The 13603-nt window shown below is 62.4% G+C and carries 15 protein-coding genes; 3 read left to right on the top strand and 12 right to left on the bottom strand.

Features of this window, described 5'->3' with window-relative positions:
* Nucleotides 1-3 precede the first annotated feature (3 nt).
* Nucleotides 4-426 carry an MAPEG family protein gene (locus tag DBR16_RS02300; protein ID WP_109259610.1) on the bottom strand — a complete coding sequence of 141 codons (423 nt, stop codon included), beginning with the start codon at nt 424-426 and terminating at the stop codon, nt 4-6.
* 54 nt (nt 427-480) lie between these two features.
* Nucleotides 481-1071, bottom strand: coding sequence for an LOG family protein (locus DBR16_RS02295; RefSeq protein ID WP_109260019.1), 591 nt, complete (start codon nt 1069-1071; stop codon nt 481-483).
* An 82-nt stretch (nt 1072-1153) separates the two neighbouring features.
* On the opposite strand from DBR16_RS02295, the gene DBR16_RS02290 reads away from it, so the two are divergent.
* Entirely contained in the window at nt 1154-2263 is a 1110-nt protein-coding gene (locus DBR16_RS02290) for a hypothetical protein (protein ID WP_109259609.1), read from the top strand.
* Here DBR16_RS02290 and DBR16_RS02285 read toward each other — a convergent pair.
* The 6 genes from DBR16_RS02285 to DBR16_RS02260 all read right to left on the bottom strand — a co-directional run bounded on the left by DBR16_RS02285 (nt 2260) and on the right by DBR16_RS02260 (nt 9344).
* A complete protein-coding gene (locus DBR16_RS02285; RefSeq protein ID WP_161539378.1) occupies nt 2260-3345 on the bottom strand; it encodes a threonine aldolase family protein in 1086 nt (361 codons plus the stop codon). The genes DBR16_RS02290 and DBR16_RS02285 overlap by 4 nt on opposite strands.
* Before the next feature lie 2 nt (nt 3346-3347).
* Nucleotides 3348-3686: an ArsC/Spx/MgsR family protein gene (locus DBR16_RS02280; RefSeq protein ID WP_109259607.1), complete on the bottom strand. Its 339-nt coding sequence runs from the start codon at nt 3684-3686 to the stop codon at nt 3348-3350.
* Between the two features lie 4 nt (nt 3687-3690).
* Nucleotides 3691-4818 carry a flavodoxin-dependent (E)-4-hydroxy-3-methylbut-2-enyl-diphosphate synthase gene (gene ispG, locus DBR16_RS02275; RefSeq protein ID WP_233347521.1) on the bottom strand — a complete coding sequence of 376 codons (1128 nt, stop codon included), beginning with the start codon at nt 4816-4818 and terminating at the stop codon, nt 3691-3693.
* Nucleotides 4819-4887: 69 nt separating this feature from the next.
* Nucleotides 4888-5742, bottom strand: a complete 855-nt coding sequence (locus tag DBR16_RS02270; RefSeq protein WP_109259605.1) for a helix-turn-helix domain-containing protein — start codon at nt 5740-5742, stop codon at nt 4888-4890.
* Between the two features lie 84 nt (nt 5743-5826).
* Nucleotides 5827-8145, bottom strand: coding sequence for a phosphoenolpyruvate--protein phosphotransferase (gene ptsP / locus DBR16_RS02265; protein ID WP_233347519.1), 2319 nt, complete (start codon nt 8143-8145; stop codon nt 5827-5829).
* On the bottom strand, nt 8142-9344 hold the full coding sequence (locus DBR16_RS02260) for an aspartate kinase (protein WP_407657705.1): 1203 nt from the start codon (nt 9342-9344) through the stop codon (nt 8142-8144). Before DBR16_RS02260 ends, ptsP begins: the two co-directional genes overlap by 4 nt.
* 134 nt (nt 9345-9478) lie before the next feature.
* Here DBR16_RS02260 and ubiG point away from each other — a divergent pair, with 134 nt between their 5' ends.
* Nucleotides 9479-10243, top strand: a complete 765-nt coding sequence (gene ubiG / locus DBR16_RS02255) for a bifunctional 2-polyprenyl-6-hydroxyphenol methylase/3-demethylubiquinol 3-O-methyltransferase UbiG (RefSeq protein WP_109259603.1) — start codon at nt 9479-9481, stop codon at nt 10241-10243.
* On the opposite strand, the gene DBR16_RS02250 is transcribed toward ubiG, so the two are convergent.
* From DBR16_RS02250 to DBR16_RS02235, 4 genes are read right to left on the bottom strand one after another with little or no spacing between them, the layout of a single operon-like run.
* A complete protein-coding gene (locus DBR16_RS02250) occupies nt 10240-10665 on the bottom strand; it encodes a DUF1178 family protein (protein WP_109259602.1) in 426 nt (141 codons plus the stop codon). The two genes, ubiG and DBR16_RS02250, sit on opposite strands and share 4 nt — an antisense overlap.
* Before the next feature lie 47 nt (nt 10666-10712).
* Entirely contained in the window at nt 10713-11528 is an 816-nt protein-coding gene (locus DBR16_RS02245) for a carbon-nitrogen hydrolase family protein (protein WP_109259601.1), read from the bottom strand.
* A 4-nt stretch (nt 11529-11532) separates the two neighbouring features.
* On the bottom strand, nt 11533-11790 hold the full coding sequence (gene grxC, locus DBR16_RS02240) for a glutaredoxin 3 (protein WP_109259600.1): 258 nt from the start codon (nt 11788-11790) through the stop codon (nt 11533-11535).
* 29 nt (nt 11791-11819) lie between these two features.
* Nucleotides 11820-12593, bottom strand: coding sequence for a ComF family protein (locus tag DBR16_RS02235; RefSeq protein ID WP_109260017.1), 774 nt, complete (start codon nt 12591-12593; stop codon nt 11820-11822).
* On the opposite strand from DBR16_RS02235, the gene DBR16_RS02230 reads away from it, so the two are divergent.
* Entirely contained in the window at nt 12584-13486 is a 903-nt protein-coding gene (locus tag DBR16_RS02230) for a methyltransferase domain-containing protein (protein ID WP_109259599.1), read from the top strand. The two genes, DBR16_RS02235 and DBR16_RS02230, sit on opposite strands and share 10 nt — an antisense overlap.
* Nucleotides 13487-13603: the final 117 nt, after the last annotated feature.

The raw sequence follows: 13603 nt of genomic DNA, 5'->3' as shown, positions 1-13603 counted from the left end.
CTGTTAGCTCCCCAGCAAATAGCCGACATTGATGGCTGCGATGAACAGGAGAACGAGTGAGGACAGCATGAACACGGAGAAGCGGACCGGGATGAAATTCCAGAGCGCCTGGATCAGGCTGTGCGCGATGCGCAAGGCGACATACGCCCAGGCCGCATAGATCATCACTACTGATGCCGACCCGGCAAGGGCAGCGTAGAAGATCAGCGCATAGAAAATCACCGGCTGTTCGTGCAAATGGTTGTAATTGTCGGCGATGCGGCGGACTTCCTTCGGCAGGACATCCAGCTCTGATTTTTCCTGCAGTTTCGCCGGGTTGATCTTCGCCTTCTGCATGGCCGGGATACGGGTGGCATACATCCAGATCCACATGACCAGCGTCCAGCAGATCAGGGCAAGGGCGGGTGTGAGAATGGAATCGGTCATGGAAGTCTCCCCTTTAATCGTAATCCGGTGTGAACTCGGCGGCCTGTAATGTCATCACGTCTGTTGCACCTTGATGCGGATATCGGCCGGCGGCGCTTCGTAGCCGGCAAAGGCATCGAGAAGCTGGCTGGCATTTTCGCTGCGGTGGAGCATGGCGCGGTGATCCGCGTTGACGAAACCATCTTCCGCCATGCGGTCGAGGAAGGCATTGAGATGGCTGAAATAGCCGTCAACATCGAGCAGGCCGCAGGGCTTTTTATGCTGACCAAGCTGGCTCCATGTCCAGATCTCGAAGAGTTCTTCCATGGTGCCGATACCGCCCGGCAGGGCGATGAAGCCATCCGAGCGGCGTTCCATCTCGGCCTTACGCGTGTGCATGGAGTCGACCACGACCAGCTCCGTCAGGCCGGCATGTGCCACCTCCTTGAGGGCCAGGAATTCAGGGATGATGCCAATCACGCGGCCGCCAGCGGCCAGGGCGGCATCCGCGACGGCGCCCATCAGGCCGACCTTGCCACCCCCATAGACAAGGGTGAGGCCCCGTTCGGCCAGAGCTTCGCCCATGGCTTTCGCGGCGGCAGCATATTCCGGGCGCGTTCCGGCATTCGAGCCGCAATAGACGCAGATGGCATTGAGTGCTGTCATCGGTGCATGTGGCCGGATTCCATGGAAAATGAAAAGAGCCTGCCCCCTTTTCTCATAAAAGAAGTCCGGCAATACTCCCCTTATGCTGAAAATCATCTCGACCACCTTCGCCTTGCTCATCCTTCCTGTCGCCGCTCTGGCGCAGGAAGAGCTCGTTATTCCCACCGAGATGTGCCGCGACTATTTTTTCGTCCCGATTGTGGTCAGTGCGCAGGAGGGACGACCGGCTAGCGATGCGGACCGGACGCTCTGGCTGATCTATGATACCGGCGCCGAGCGGACCTATATCGACCCCGATTCCATCGCACGGGTGGCAAACATGGATGTCAGCGATCTGGACGGTGTGAATATCACCAATGCCACGATGGGACCGCTGGATATTAATCGCTTGCCGGTGCGGCTCAGCCAGCTCGACCATCTTACCGTCGGGCTCGGCCGGGAGATTGACGGTATTCTCGGTTACACGTTTTTCCGCGATTTTCTCATGACGCTGGATTATGAGGCCGGCACGATCCGCCTGACCGAAGGCGAATTGCCACGGCCGGATAATGAGACGGTTTTTTCAACACGCGGTCCCGGCGTGCGGCCTTTCCTGCGGGTGGATATCGACGGGCGGACCCGGCGCCTGCTGATTGATTCCGGAGCGGGAGGTACACCGCTGGCAGTCCAGAATCTGGACCGCTACAACCTCACCGAAACGCCGCGGCCGGTTGGCGCTTCAATCCGTTTTTCGCGAATCGAATACAGGGACGGTGGACGTCTGGCCGGCAATGCCCGTATCGGCCCCCACGTGTTCGAACAACCCCTGATCGAGAGTCTTCCGGAAACGGAAATTATCGGCGGCATGATGATGCGCCACTTCACCTGGACCTTCGACCTCGAGAATGACCGCGTCCGGATCGAGCGGATCGACAGCGGGGGCCCGATTACCATGGATGCCGAAGTCACCCACGGTCTGGCACTGCGCCCGACGCCGGGCCGGACCATAACCATTGATGCGATCCTGCCGGGCAGTGCGGCAGCCGGGGCCGGGCTCGCCGAAGGCGATGTGCTGACCCATTTTGATGGTTTGCCGGTCGCCGAACGGGGATGCGGTGTTGCACGCGGCGAGCCTATGCCGGACGCGATCACCGTCCGCCGCCAGGGGGAGAATACCGATATCTCTCTGCCACTTGTGACGCTGGTGGACTAGGCGGCGATCCGGCGTCTCAGCATGGCAAAGGCCTCGACAAGCCGGCCCCGGTCCGCCGCAGCCAGCTGTGCATCGACCGCTATTTCCAGCGACATGCCCGGGCGCCCGTCCAGCTCCCAGCCGGATCCGCCAATCCAGACGTTCGTTTCGCGCGCTATGGCATCGCGAAGCGCCGCGAACTCGGCCTTGGTGAGCGGCAGGCGGACATGGAACATGCTGGTCTGAACCGGCCATGGCTCGATTTCAAAGCCGATGTTGCGGATCTGGCCGGCAATCTCCCTTGCCGCGGCGATACAGCCCGGCATGGCGTCAATGACGCGCGGCAGGCAGCGCAACGCATCGGCGATCATCGGCCAGCCCCGGATCAGCAAGCCGCCCTGCCGGTGCCGCCAGAGTTTGGCCTGCGCGATGAAATCTGCTTCTCCGGCGAGGATGGCCCCGCCCAGCGCGCCGATTTCCTTGTAGAAAGAGGCATAAACACTGTCGAAGGGCGCACAGATGTCTGCATAGCTGCGCCCGCCGAGGGCCTCGCGAGTCGACCACAGGCGCGCGCCGTCCATGTGGGCTCTGGCACCTCTTGCATGGATCGCACTCACTGCTCCGGTCAGCGTTTCCCAATCCGGGCAAAGTCCGCCATTATGGCGCTGCGGTAACTCGATGAAGCCGCAGGCGGGATCGACGTCGAGAGCCTGCACGTCGCGTGCGTCAATGACGCGCGGCCACTCGCCCAGGATCGCGACATCCAGCTTCAGGAGTTGCTGCGCGCCGTCATCTTCGTGCAGGAGAAGGTGAGACGTCGGGTGCAGAGCGAGGGTTTTGCGGCCTGTTGCGTCTGCGTGGATCAGCGCGGCAGCGGCCTGCGCCATTGTGCCGGTCGGAAACCAGAGCGCAGCGGGCTTGCCAAGCATTTCTGCGCAGTAGCGCTCCAGCTTTTCGGCAAGCTTGCCGGCGAGATATATTTCGTCGGTGGCGTTTTCGTTTTCCAGATAATCGGCGATGGTCCGCAGCCATTGCGCGGGCGTGCCTTCATCGCCGCGCGGAAAACCGATCCGGATATCGCATTGATCACGCAGCCCGGACACGATCAGACGCCCAAGGACGCCTGAACATCCTTCGTCCAGCCGACGAAAACCTCATCGCCGCGCTCGATCACCGGACGTTTGACGAGCGTCGGGTTGGCCGCCAGCAGGCCCACGGGATCGGTTTCGGCCTTGGCGCGCTCGGCCTCGTCCAGCTGCCGCCATGTAGTGGAGCGGGTATTGATCAACTTTGCGGAATCAACCTGCTTCAGCCATTGCGGGGCGAGCGAGGCCACATCCGCCTCGGCGCGAATATCGACGAAGGTGTAGCTCTGCCCGGCGGCGTCGAGAGCCTTCATGGCTTTTTTGCAGGTGTCGCAATTCTTCAGCCCGTAGAGTTTCATGGGTTTACTCCGCTGCATCCCTGGCGGCACGCATCTGTTCAGCGCGGGCTTCGACCAGGCGGGCAATGTGCTCGACCATTTCCTCGTTGGAAACGTTGTGATCCGCCTTGCCGGAGACATACATCTTGCCCGAGCCCTTGCCGCCGCCGGTAAAGCCGAGATCGGTGAACATGGCCTCGCCCGGCCCGTTGACGACACAGCCGATGATCGACAGCGAGATCGGCTCTGAAATGTGCGACAGGCGCGCTTCGAGCGCCTCGACGGTGCGGATTACGTCAAAGCCCTGCCGCGCACAGGACGGGCAGGCGATGATGTTGACGCCGCGTGTGCGCAGGCCCAGCGATTTCAGCATGTCGAACCCGACCTTGATCTCCTCGACGGGATCGGCTGATAGCGATACGCGGATGGTGTCGCCGATGCCGGACCAGAGGAGATTGCCCATGCCGATCGCGGACTTGACCGAGCCGATGCGTGCTCCGCCCGCTTCGGTGACGCCGAGATGCAGGGGCGCATCCGTGGCTTCGGCCAGCATCTGGTAGGCGGCCACGGTCAGGAACAGGTCGGACGCCTTCACCGAAATCTTGTATTCGTGGAAGTCGAGATCATCGAGAATTTTCGCGTGATCGAGCGCGCTCTCCACCATGGCTTCAGGGCAGGGCTCGCCATATTTTTCCAGCAGGTGGCGTTCCAGCGAACCGCCATTCACCCCGATGCGGATGGAGCAGCCGTGATCCCTGGCGGCCTGGACGACCTCTTTCACGCGATCCATCTTGCCAATATTGCCGGGGTTGATGCGCAGGCAGGCTGCACCGGCCTTCGCCGCTTCGATGCCGCGCTTGTAATGGAAATGGATGTCCGCCACGAGCGGCACCGACACCGATTTTGCAATTGCCGAAAACGCCGCGGTGGACTCCTCGTCGGGGCAGGAAACGCGCACGATATCGGCCCCGGCCTCCTCCAGCTGGCGGATCTGGCCAATCGTCGCCGAAACATCCTGCGTCGGCGTGTTGGTCATGGATTGCACGCTGATCGGCGCATCCCCGCCGACGGCAATATTGCCAACATGGATTTTGCGGCTCTTGCGGCGCTCGATCATGCGCCAGGGGCGGACTTCGCGATGCTGTTCATGCATGGACTTGCTCATTCGGGCTTTGAACCCGGATATAGACGCGATTGATCCGGCTTGCGAGGGGGTGCGTCCCTATGCCGGGTCAGTCGGCGGTTCGTTCAGCAATGGCATGTCCGCAACGGGCTGGCCGGGTTCGCCGAGCGGTTGGGCATCCTCGCCTTCGATCTCGACCATGATGCGGCCGCCATCCGCGGCTGTGACCGTGACACCCGGCTCGGACAGCGGGCGGTAGGTTTCATCCACGCCCAACTCTCGCGAGAACAGGATTCGCCCTGCGCTGTCACGCACTTCGAGGAAAACCGGGGCGCTGGCCCGCAGGATGATATCCGGAATTTCATCCTCGGTGGGATTCAGGGAAGGCAGGCCAGACCAGATGTCGGCTGACGCCACGCGGGGCAGATCGGTGGCAAAAACCGCATTGCCCGCAGTCTCGCCCAGAACATCATCAGGCGGCGGGGGAATGTCGTCGAAAACGGTCTCGCCGGATATGGCATTGGAATACCACCAGGCGATCAGGGTCACGAGCAGCAGGATCACCACCACCCCGATCAGGCCGCGCGGCAATTTGATCTCGCGTTGCTGCTGGGGGGCGGTCGGTGTGGCACGGCCGGTCTGGGTGTCGGCTTCCGCCTTGAATTGCTCGACCAGCGCTGCCTCGTCCAGCTCCAGAAAACGGGCATAGGTCCGCAGATAGCCAATGGCATACGCCTGTGCGGGAAGGCCACGCGGATCCATGGTTTCCAGAGCTTCGAGATAATCACGGCGGATGCGGGTACGGGCCGCGGCGCTGTCGAGTGTCAGACCGAGCCGGCTGCGGGCTTCGCGAAGCCGCTCGCCAGCCGACAGGCGCGTATAGGCATTGCCCGAGTCCGCATAAACAGCGTCGACAGGCACAAATCCTGTTTTGGACGTCCCTTGGGACATCATCCACCTAGCTTTCCATGGCTCTTCTGGCCAGATACTCTTGATCCGCGCCGTAATCGCCCATTACGCGCGTAGCTCCTTATAATTTCAGATGATGCGCGAGTTATCAACAGAGTCGGGCGGTAAACCAGCATCTGGGCCTGCTTTCAACAATTCGTCGCGTAAAGTGCGACCCGGCTTATCAAGCCGGCATGCAAGCCATGCGCCAAGTTTCTCCGCTTCCAGACCGTTGAGCAATGTCCGCACCGGCGCAATACTGGAAGCGGCCATGGAGAGTTTGGTATAGCCCAGAGCCAGCAATACCGCAGCTTCCAGCGGGCGGCTGGCCGTCTCGCCGCAAACCGAGACCGGCACATTGTGTTCGGCACAGGATTTCTGAACCGAACGGAAAAGCCGCAAAGCGGCCGGAGACAGGATATCATAGCGGTTGGAAACGCGGGCGTTCAGCCGGTCTGCAGCGAAGAAATACTGCATGAGGTCATTGGCGCCGACAGCAACGAAATCCACCCGCGGCAGTGCCTCATCTATGGCGAAGGCCATGCCCGGGGTTTCCAGCATCAGCCCGGCCCGCCATTTTCGCGGCCTTTTGTGCCCGTATTTTTCGGCGCGCCGGATTTCCATTTCCAGCATGTCGCGCGCGGCAAAGAATTCCCAGGGCGCGGCGATCATCGGGAAAAGCACGTCCAGCTCCCTGCCGTCCGCCGCTTCGATCAGTGCCCTTAATTGCAGCCGCAGAAGACCGGGGCGATCAAGTCCCATGCGGATGGCCCGCCAGCCCAGGGCCGGATTGGGCTCGCGCATGGCCGGCGCGCTCGCCGTCACCTTGTCACCGCCCAGATCGAGTGTCCGGAACACGGCCGGGCGGTCGCCGCATGCATCCACCACGGATTTGTAAAGGACGCATTGTTCGCTGACGCTGGGCAGGGTGTGGGAAACCATGAACTGGAATTCGGTACGGAACAGGCCGATTCCGGCGGCACCGGTTTCCTCCAGCCGTTTCAATTCCACGAGCAGGCCGGCATTGAGATGCAGCTCGAACGGAACGCCGTCGGCGGTCACAGACGGCGCATCCTTCAGCTTTGCAAAAGCGGCGGCACGGCGGGAAATCGCTTCCGCCCGATCCGTGTAGGCTTCGCGGACCTCTTCATTCGGGCGGATGTGCAGGAGGCCGAATTCGCCGTCGAGAATGACTGTATCACCGGTCTCGACGCGATCGAGCGCGCCTTCGACCTGTCCGACCAGCGGAATGCCCAGCGCCTTGGCGACGATCACTGCGTGGCTGGACGCCGATCCCTCTTCAAGCGCCAACCCCTTCAGCTTGGTCCGGTCATAGTCGAGCAATTCTGCCGGGCCGATGGAGCGGGCAATCAGAATGGTATTGTCCGGCAGTGGCGCACCGGCATCGCCGGAATTCTCATCAAGATGGCGCAACAGGCGGTTGGCGAGATCCTCCAGATCATGCAGGCGCTCACGGAAATTCATGTCCTTGGCCTGCATCAGGCGCGCGCGATGCTCATTGCGGACCCGTTCAACGGCGGCCTCTGTGGTCAGGCCCTGCCGGACAGCATCCCGGAGTTGCGTCAGCCAGCCCCGGTCATGCGCGAACATGCGATAGGCTTCCAGCACATCGCGGGTCGGCCCCCCGAAGGGCAGACGTCCGGCATCCAGCATGTCGTCAATGCCCTTGCGGAGCTCGTTGATGGCGATGTCGAGCCGGGCTTCCTCGTCTTCCGGATCATCCGCAATCAGTCGCACCGGCGAGACATGCGGCTCGTGCACGACTGCAACGCCGATGGCGAGTCCGGGTGAAAAAGCGCCGCCCTGGAAACGCTCGGACCGGGAGGGGCGGACATCCAGACCGGCGAGGTCTTCCGGTGCGATGATGTCGCCGGAGGCAATGATCTCCGCGAGGATCATGGCGACGGTCTGAAGGGTCTCGATTTCGCCGTCGGCGAGCCGGCGCTCGTGTATGGTCTGGCTGGTCAGCACGCCGACCAGGCGGCCGCCCCGCAGGATGGGCACGCCGATGAAGGATTTGAACGGTTCCTCGCCGGTTTCGGGCCGGTAGGAGAAAGCCGGGTGGGCGGGGGCATCGGCAACCGCCAGCGGTTTGGCCGTCAGGGCGACCTGCCCGACCAGTCCCTCGCCATGTTGCAGGCGGGTATTGTGGACCGCTTCCTGTTTCAGGCCGTGAGTTGCGCACAGCTCCAGCGACCCGCTGCGGCGCGCCAGATAGATGGAGGACACATCCGAGCCGGTTTCCTCGGCGATCATGGCGGTGAGGTTGTCCAGCCGCTTTTGCGCATTCTCCTGCGCTGCCATGAGGGCGCGCAGGCGTTTCAGAAGACGCCGCGGTCCCGGAGGCAAATTCTTTATGCCGGACGTATCCATCACCTCATCCATCATGCCGCACCGTCCAGGCCGTAGGCAGCATGCAAGGCACGGACGGCATTCTCCACGGCATCATTCTCGATCAGCACGCTGATCTTGATTTCCGAGGTCGAGACCGTGCGGATGGCGATTTTCTGCTTTGCCAGAGCACCATAGAGGATGCGGGCGACATCCGCGCGCCGGTTCAGGCCGAGACCGACCACGGAAACTTTCGCAAGCCCGGTTTCGCTGAGAACATCACGGGCATCACTCTCGCCGATGCAGACCAGCGCCTTGTCGAGATCGCGGCGGTCAACGGTGAATTCCAGATTGGCGCGCCCGGACTCGCTGGACGGTGACTGGACGATCATGTCGATGCCGATATCCGCGTCGGCCAGTCCGGCAAAAACCGCGGCAGCGGCACCCGGTTCGGATGACAGGCCGCGCAGGGCAATGCGGGCCTGGTCGCGCGCATAGGCGATTCCGGAGACGATCCGGCGTTCGGCAATATCTTCTGCCTGCATGATCATGGTGCCCTCTGACTTGCCCTGTTCGGCAAAGCTGGACAAGACCCGCAAGGGGACGCTTCGCGCCTTGGCAAGTTCCACCGAGCGGGTCTGTAGCACTTTTGCGCCCTGGGCGGCGAGTTCCAGCATCTCGTCATAGCTGATCCTGTCAATCCGCCGGGCCTTCGGCTCTATACGCGGATCCGTAGTGAATACGCCGTCCACATCGGTATAGATATCACATTGCGCGCCCAGTGCGGCCGCCAGCGCGACAGCGGACAGATCCGTGCCGCCCCGGCCCAGCGTGCGCAGACGCTCATTGATGGACGCCCCCTGAAAACCGGCCATGACGGGCACACAGCCCTCTCCCATGGCGCTCTGGATGGGGGCGGCATCCAGCCCGCTGATCCGGGCCGAACCGGGCGGGCCTTCCGTGCGGATACGTGCCTGCCAGCCGAGGAAGGAACGCGAGGCCAACCCGCTCTGGCCGAGCGCCATGGCCATCAGGGCGGCGCTGATCTGTTCGCCGGCGCTGAGCACCACATCGGTTTCCTCATCGCCAAGACCGAAGCCGAGATTGCCGGCCAGCGATAACAGCCGGTCGGTTTCGCCCGCCATGGCGGACACCACGACAGCCACGGCTTCGCCGCGGGCACGTTCCGCCGCGACAATGGCTGCGCAGGCACGGATCCGGTCGAGTGAGCCGACCGATGTGCCGCCGAATTTCATGACCCTTGTGGTCAAACCTGACCCTCGCATACTGTGCTGCGGCGTATAACCGCTTCACACCGGGCTCGAAAGTGCGCCTCTGCGAGGCCATATTATGGCAGAACAGAAATTCATAGCGGAAATGAGTGTGCGACATGGCCCATGCCGAAGCCCCGGAAAAGCTGACGAGCCCCTCCATCGACCCGGATGAGGTCGAAAAATTCTCGCGGATGGCGGCGGAATGGTGGGATCCGGAGTCCAAATTCAAACCGCTGCACAAATTCAATCCGGCGCGCATCGGCTATATCCGCGATGCCCTGATCAGCCATTTCAATCTGGAGGCCGGGGTGGAGCCGCTGAAAGGCCTGAAGCTGCTGGATATCGGCTGTGGCGGCGGGCTGATTGCCGAGCCCATGGCACGGCTGGGGGCAAGCGTCACCGCTGTTGATGCCGCCGAACCCAATATCAAGACCGCCAAGGTCCATGCCGAAGAGCAGGGCCTGAAAATCGACTATCGCCATGGCACGGCCGAGCAATTGCTTGCCGAAGGCGCTGAACAATTCGATGTCGTGCTCAATCTGGAAGTGGTGGAGCATGTTGCCGATCCGGACACATTCCTGCGCGATTGCGCAAAGCTGCTCAAGCCCGGCGGGCTGATGATTGTCGCCACGATCAACCGCACCTCCAAGGCGTTTGTGTTCGCGATTTTCGGCGCGGAATGGGTGATGCGCTGGTTGCCACGCGGCACACACCGCTTCGACAAGCTGATCAAGCCGGAGGAAGTTCGGCGCGCCCTGACCGGTGAAGGTCTGGAGGTACGTTCACCCGCAGGCGTGACCTATAATCCGCTCAAGGACGAATTCGAGATCACCGGCGATGCGTCGGTGAATTACATGATGGTGGCGGCGAAGGCGGGTTAGTTCAACTTCTTCGCCTGAAGCGGCACCAGCGGATCGGGCAGCGGCGCGCAGGGCACGCCCTCATCGGCAAGGGCCTTCGATTCCTCGGGCGTGGTTTCGCCATAGATGGGCTTTTCCGGCTTTGCGCCCGCATGCATGGCGCGCGCTTCGGTGGCGAAACGATCACCGACATAGTCGAAATTCTCGGCGATATGGCTGCGGATCTTGCCGGCCATTTCCAGCATCATCCTTTGCGGATCAGCTGCTGGCCTGCTGCCGCCCTTGGCGATGGCCGGAGCCATGATGGCTTTCCTGACATCCACCGAGGCGCAATGCGGGCATTCCACGAGCCCGGCTCCGGACTGGATGTCGAAATCCTCCGAATTGCGGAACCAGGCTTCGAATTCATGAGAGCCGTCACATATGAGCGCATAGCGGATCATGCTCCCTATATGGGGAAGATTGCGCCAATCGCCAAGCTGGCCCGTCACTAGGGCCCGGAAAGCGTCCGGTCGTGCTGCAGCGAGGGAATGCGGGTACGGGCGGCTTCGACTTTCGAGAGATCGAGATCGGCCAGCAGGACGTCCGGCCTGTCATGGTCGAGCAGAGCGGCCACTTCGCCCCAGGGGTCGATCACCATGGAGCGGCCCCAGGTCTTGCGGCCATCCTCATGCAGCCCGCCCTGGGCCGGGGCCAGGATATAGCTGCCGGTCTCGATGGCCCGGGCGCGCAAAAGCACCTCCCAATGCGCCTTGCCCGTGGGGCGGGTGAAGGCGGAAGGCACGGTGATGATCTGCGCACCGGCCTGCGCCAATTGCCGGTAGAGATAGGGGAAGCGCACATCATAGCAGATGGTCAGGCCGAGTTTCGCGCCGGGAATATCGGCCAGAACAGCCCGGTCGCCGGCGTCGTAATTTGTTGATTCTGAATAGGTTTCACCCTGCCCGAGGCCGACATCGAACATGTGCGCCTTGTCATAGGTCGCGATCAGCTGGCCATCCGTGCCGAATAGATGGGAGCGGTTGACGGCGCGCTGGCCGGCTGTGCGCAAGGCCAGTGAACCGATCAGCAGAGTGATGCCCAACTCCTTGGACAGCTTTGCAAAAAAGGGAAGCGCCGGATCATCGTCCGGATGCTGCAGGACATCGAACAGCCTTGCTGCGTCCTTCTGAACCAGATGCGTGGTTTCCGGTGTGGCGATAAAAGCCGCCCCCTGTCCGGCAGCATCGCGGATCAGCCGCTCTGCGTCGGAAAGATTGGCCGCGATGTCCGTCCCGGACCGCATCTGGACAAGGGCAATACGCATCGCGTCAGGCGCTTAGCAGCGCATCAAGCTGGCCGGCGCGTTCCAGCCGCATCATGTCATCGCATCCGCCGATATGCTCATCGCCAATGAAGATTTGCGGAAAGGTGCGCCCGCCGTTTGACCGCTGCACCATTTCAGCGCGCTTGCCGGCGTCAAATCCGGCATTGATTTCCTCGAAATCCGCGCCCTTCTTCCTGAGCAGGCTGACCGCCCGGCTGCAATATCCGCATAGCGGGCGGGTGTAGATCGTGACTTTGGCCATTCCAACGCTCTCCGGTGAGACTCACTCCCTTATGTAGTGGGATCGGCAGGTTTCACAACGCGCGAAAGCGCCAGCGCGTTCACAAAGACGGCGCCCGCCCGCAAAAGCGGTTTGGCGCAGGCCTCGAATGTCGCGCCGGTCGTCATCACATCGTCGATCAGCACGACGGTCTTGCCCGCCAGGGCGGCGTGTCCCCGGGCGGTCACGGCGAAGGCTCCGGCGACATTGCGGCGGCGCGCCTTGCCGGACTGCCCGGCCTGTGTGGGCGTGCGGCGCTTGCGGATCAGCCAGCCCGGCTCAACCGGAATATCCGTACGCCGGGACACCGCATTGGCGAGCAGCAGGGATTGATTGTAGCGCCGGGTGAAAAGCCGAGTCGGGTGCAGCGGCACCGGTATAAGCGCCTGTGCTCCGGCGAGTACGCCGGTTCCGGCACGGACCATCCATGCGGCGAGCTGATCCAGCGCATCAAGCCGTCCGCCATGCTTGAAATCCAGTACCAGCCGGCGGGACAGGTCCGTATAGGCAAGGGCGGCCCTCGCCTTGTGTACGGCTGGCGCTCTTGCCAGGCAGGCACCGCACTCTGCCCCCTCGCCCACCCAATAGGCAAAAGGCAGGCCGCACGTGTCGCACCAGGGCGCATCGAGGAAATGAATGGCGGCCCAGCTGTCCGCTTCCAGCTGGCCCGTCGCGGCCACATTGCAGCCGGTCAGCGGCGAAACCGGTGGCCAGATCAGATTGCCGACCGCAGTCCCGGCTTTTCTAACCGCGCCCAACGCGCCATATCGGTGCCATGACCTCATCGCCTCCCGCCCTGTTTGACCGGCGCCTTCTCAGGCAGCGCCGCAATCGTGCCGCCGGCAGCCTGCACGATTATGACTTCCTTTTGCAACGCGCCATTGATGATTTGCTGGACCGGGTGGAGAGCATTTCCCGCGATTTTCCCCGCGCACTGGTCCTCGGCGGGGGCGGCGCTGTGGGGCGGGCGCTGAAGGACCGGCCCCGCGCGGCCGCCAAGATCGGCCAGCTCATTGAGACCGATCTGGCGGAGCGGCTGGCCAATGATGTGTGTGTCGATGAAGAGGCATTGCCCTTTGCCGATGAAAGCTTTGATCTGGTCCTGTCCCCGCTCGCCCTGCACTGGACGAATGACCTGCCGGGTGCGCTGATCCAGATCAACCGCGCGCTGAAGAGTGACGGCTTCTTTGCCTGTGCCGTGATCGGCGGCGCCAGCCTCAAAGAGCTGCGTCAATCGCTGATGACTGCTGAAACCGAATTATATGGCGGCGCTGCGGCACGGGTCTCGCCGTTTGCCGACACTGTGGACATGGCGGGTCTGCTGCAACGGGCGGGGTTTGCCATGCCGGTAAGCGATGTCGACCGCGTCACGGTGCGCTATGGCAATGCGTTCGTATTGATGCGCGATCTGCGCAAGATGGGCGAAACCAGTATTCTGGCTGACCGCCCCCGCGCGCCGCGGGGCAGAAAATTCTTTGTGCGCATGGCCGAAATCTATTCAGAACGCTTTGCTGACGCGGATCGCAAGATCCGGGCGAGCTTCGAAATCATCCATGCCGGAGGCTGGGCGCCGCATCCTGATCAGCCGCGGCCAAAACGGCCCGGTTCTGCGACGGTGCGACTGGCGGATGCGCTGGGCGTTGCCGAGAGATCAGCGGGCGAAAAAGCCGGCGGCTAGAATGCTGCTCCGGCGTCGGTGAGCATCTGCAGGACTTGCGGACCGATCAATGCCAGGGCGGCAACGGTCAGGAATGCAATCAATGCAATGATGATGGAATATTCGATTGCCGTGGCC

The sequence above is a fragment of the Hyphobacterium indicum genome, assembly GCF_003129605.1.
In the GTDB taxonomy this organism is placed as follows: domain Bacteria; phylum Pseudomonadota; class Alphaproteobacteria; order Caulobacterales; family Maricaulaceae; genus Hyphobacterium; species Hyphobacterium indicum.
This window is presented reverse-complemented; position numbering and strand designations above follow the sequence as displayed.

Excerpts from the sequence above, each read along its gene's own strand:
- DBR16_RS02300 (WP_109259610.1), bottom strand. The coding sequence starts at position 426 with ATGACCGATTCCATTCTCACACCCGCCCTTGCCCTGATCTGCTGGACG.
- DBR16_RS02295 (WP_109260019.1), bottom strand. The coding sequence starts at position 1,071 with ATGACAGCACTCAATGCCATCTGCGTCTATTGCGGCTCGAATGCCGGA.
- DBR16_RS02290 (WP_109259609.1), top strand. The coding sequence starts at position 1,154 with ATGCTGAAAATCATCTCGACCACCTTCGCCTTGCTCATCCTTCCTGTC.
- DBR16_RS02280 (WP_109259607.1), bottom strand. The coding sequence starts at position 3,686 with ATGAAACTCTACGGGCTGAAGAATTGCGACACCTGCAAAAAAGCCATG.
- ispG (WP_233347521.1), bottom strand. The coding sequence starts at position 4,818 with ATGCATGAACAGCATCGCGAAGTCCGCCCCTGGCGCATGATCGAGCGC.
- DBR16_RS02270 (WP_109259605.1), bottom strand. The coding sequence starts at position 5,742 with ATGATGTCCCAAGGGACGTCCAAAACAGGATTTGTGCCTGTCGACGCT.
- ptsP (WP_233347519.1), bottom strand. The coding sequence starts at position 8,145 with ATGATGGATGAGGTGATGGATACGTCCGGCATAAAGAATTTGCCTCCG.
- DBR16_RS02260 (WP_407657705.1), bottom strand. The coding sequence starts at position 9,344 with ATGAAATTCGGCGGCACATCGGTCGGCTCACTCGACCGGATCCGTGCC.
- ubiG (WP_109259603.1), top strand. The coding sequence starts at position 9,479 with ATGGCCCATGCCGAAGCCCCGGAAAAGCTGACGAGCCCCTCCATCGAC.
- DBR16_RS02250 (WP_109259602.1), bottom strand. The coding sequence starts at position 10,665 with ATGATCCGCTATGCGCTCATATGTGACGGCTCTCATGAATTCGAAGCC.
- DBR16_RS02245 (WP_109259601.1), bottom strand. The coding sequence starts at position 11,528 with ATGCGTATTGCCCTTGTCCAGATGCGGTCCGGGACGGACATCGCGGCC.
- grxC (WP_109259600.1), bottom strand. The coding sequence starts at position 11,790 with ATGGCCAAAGTCACGATCTACACCCGCCCGCTATGCGGATATTGCAGC.
- DBR16_RS02230 (WP_109259599.1), top strand. The coding sequence starts at position 12,584 with ATGACCTCATCGCCTCCCGCCCTGTTTGACCGGCGCCTTCTCAGGCAG.
- DBR16_RS02235 (WP_109260017.1), bottom strand. The coding sequence starts at position 12,593 with ATGAGGTCATGGCACCGATATGGCGCGTTGGGCGCGGTTAGAAAAGCC.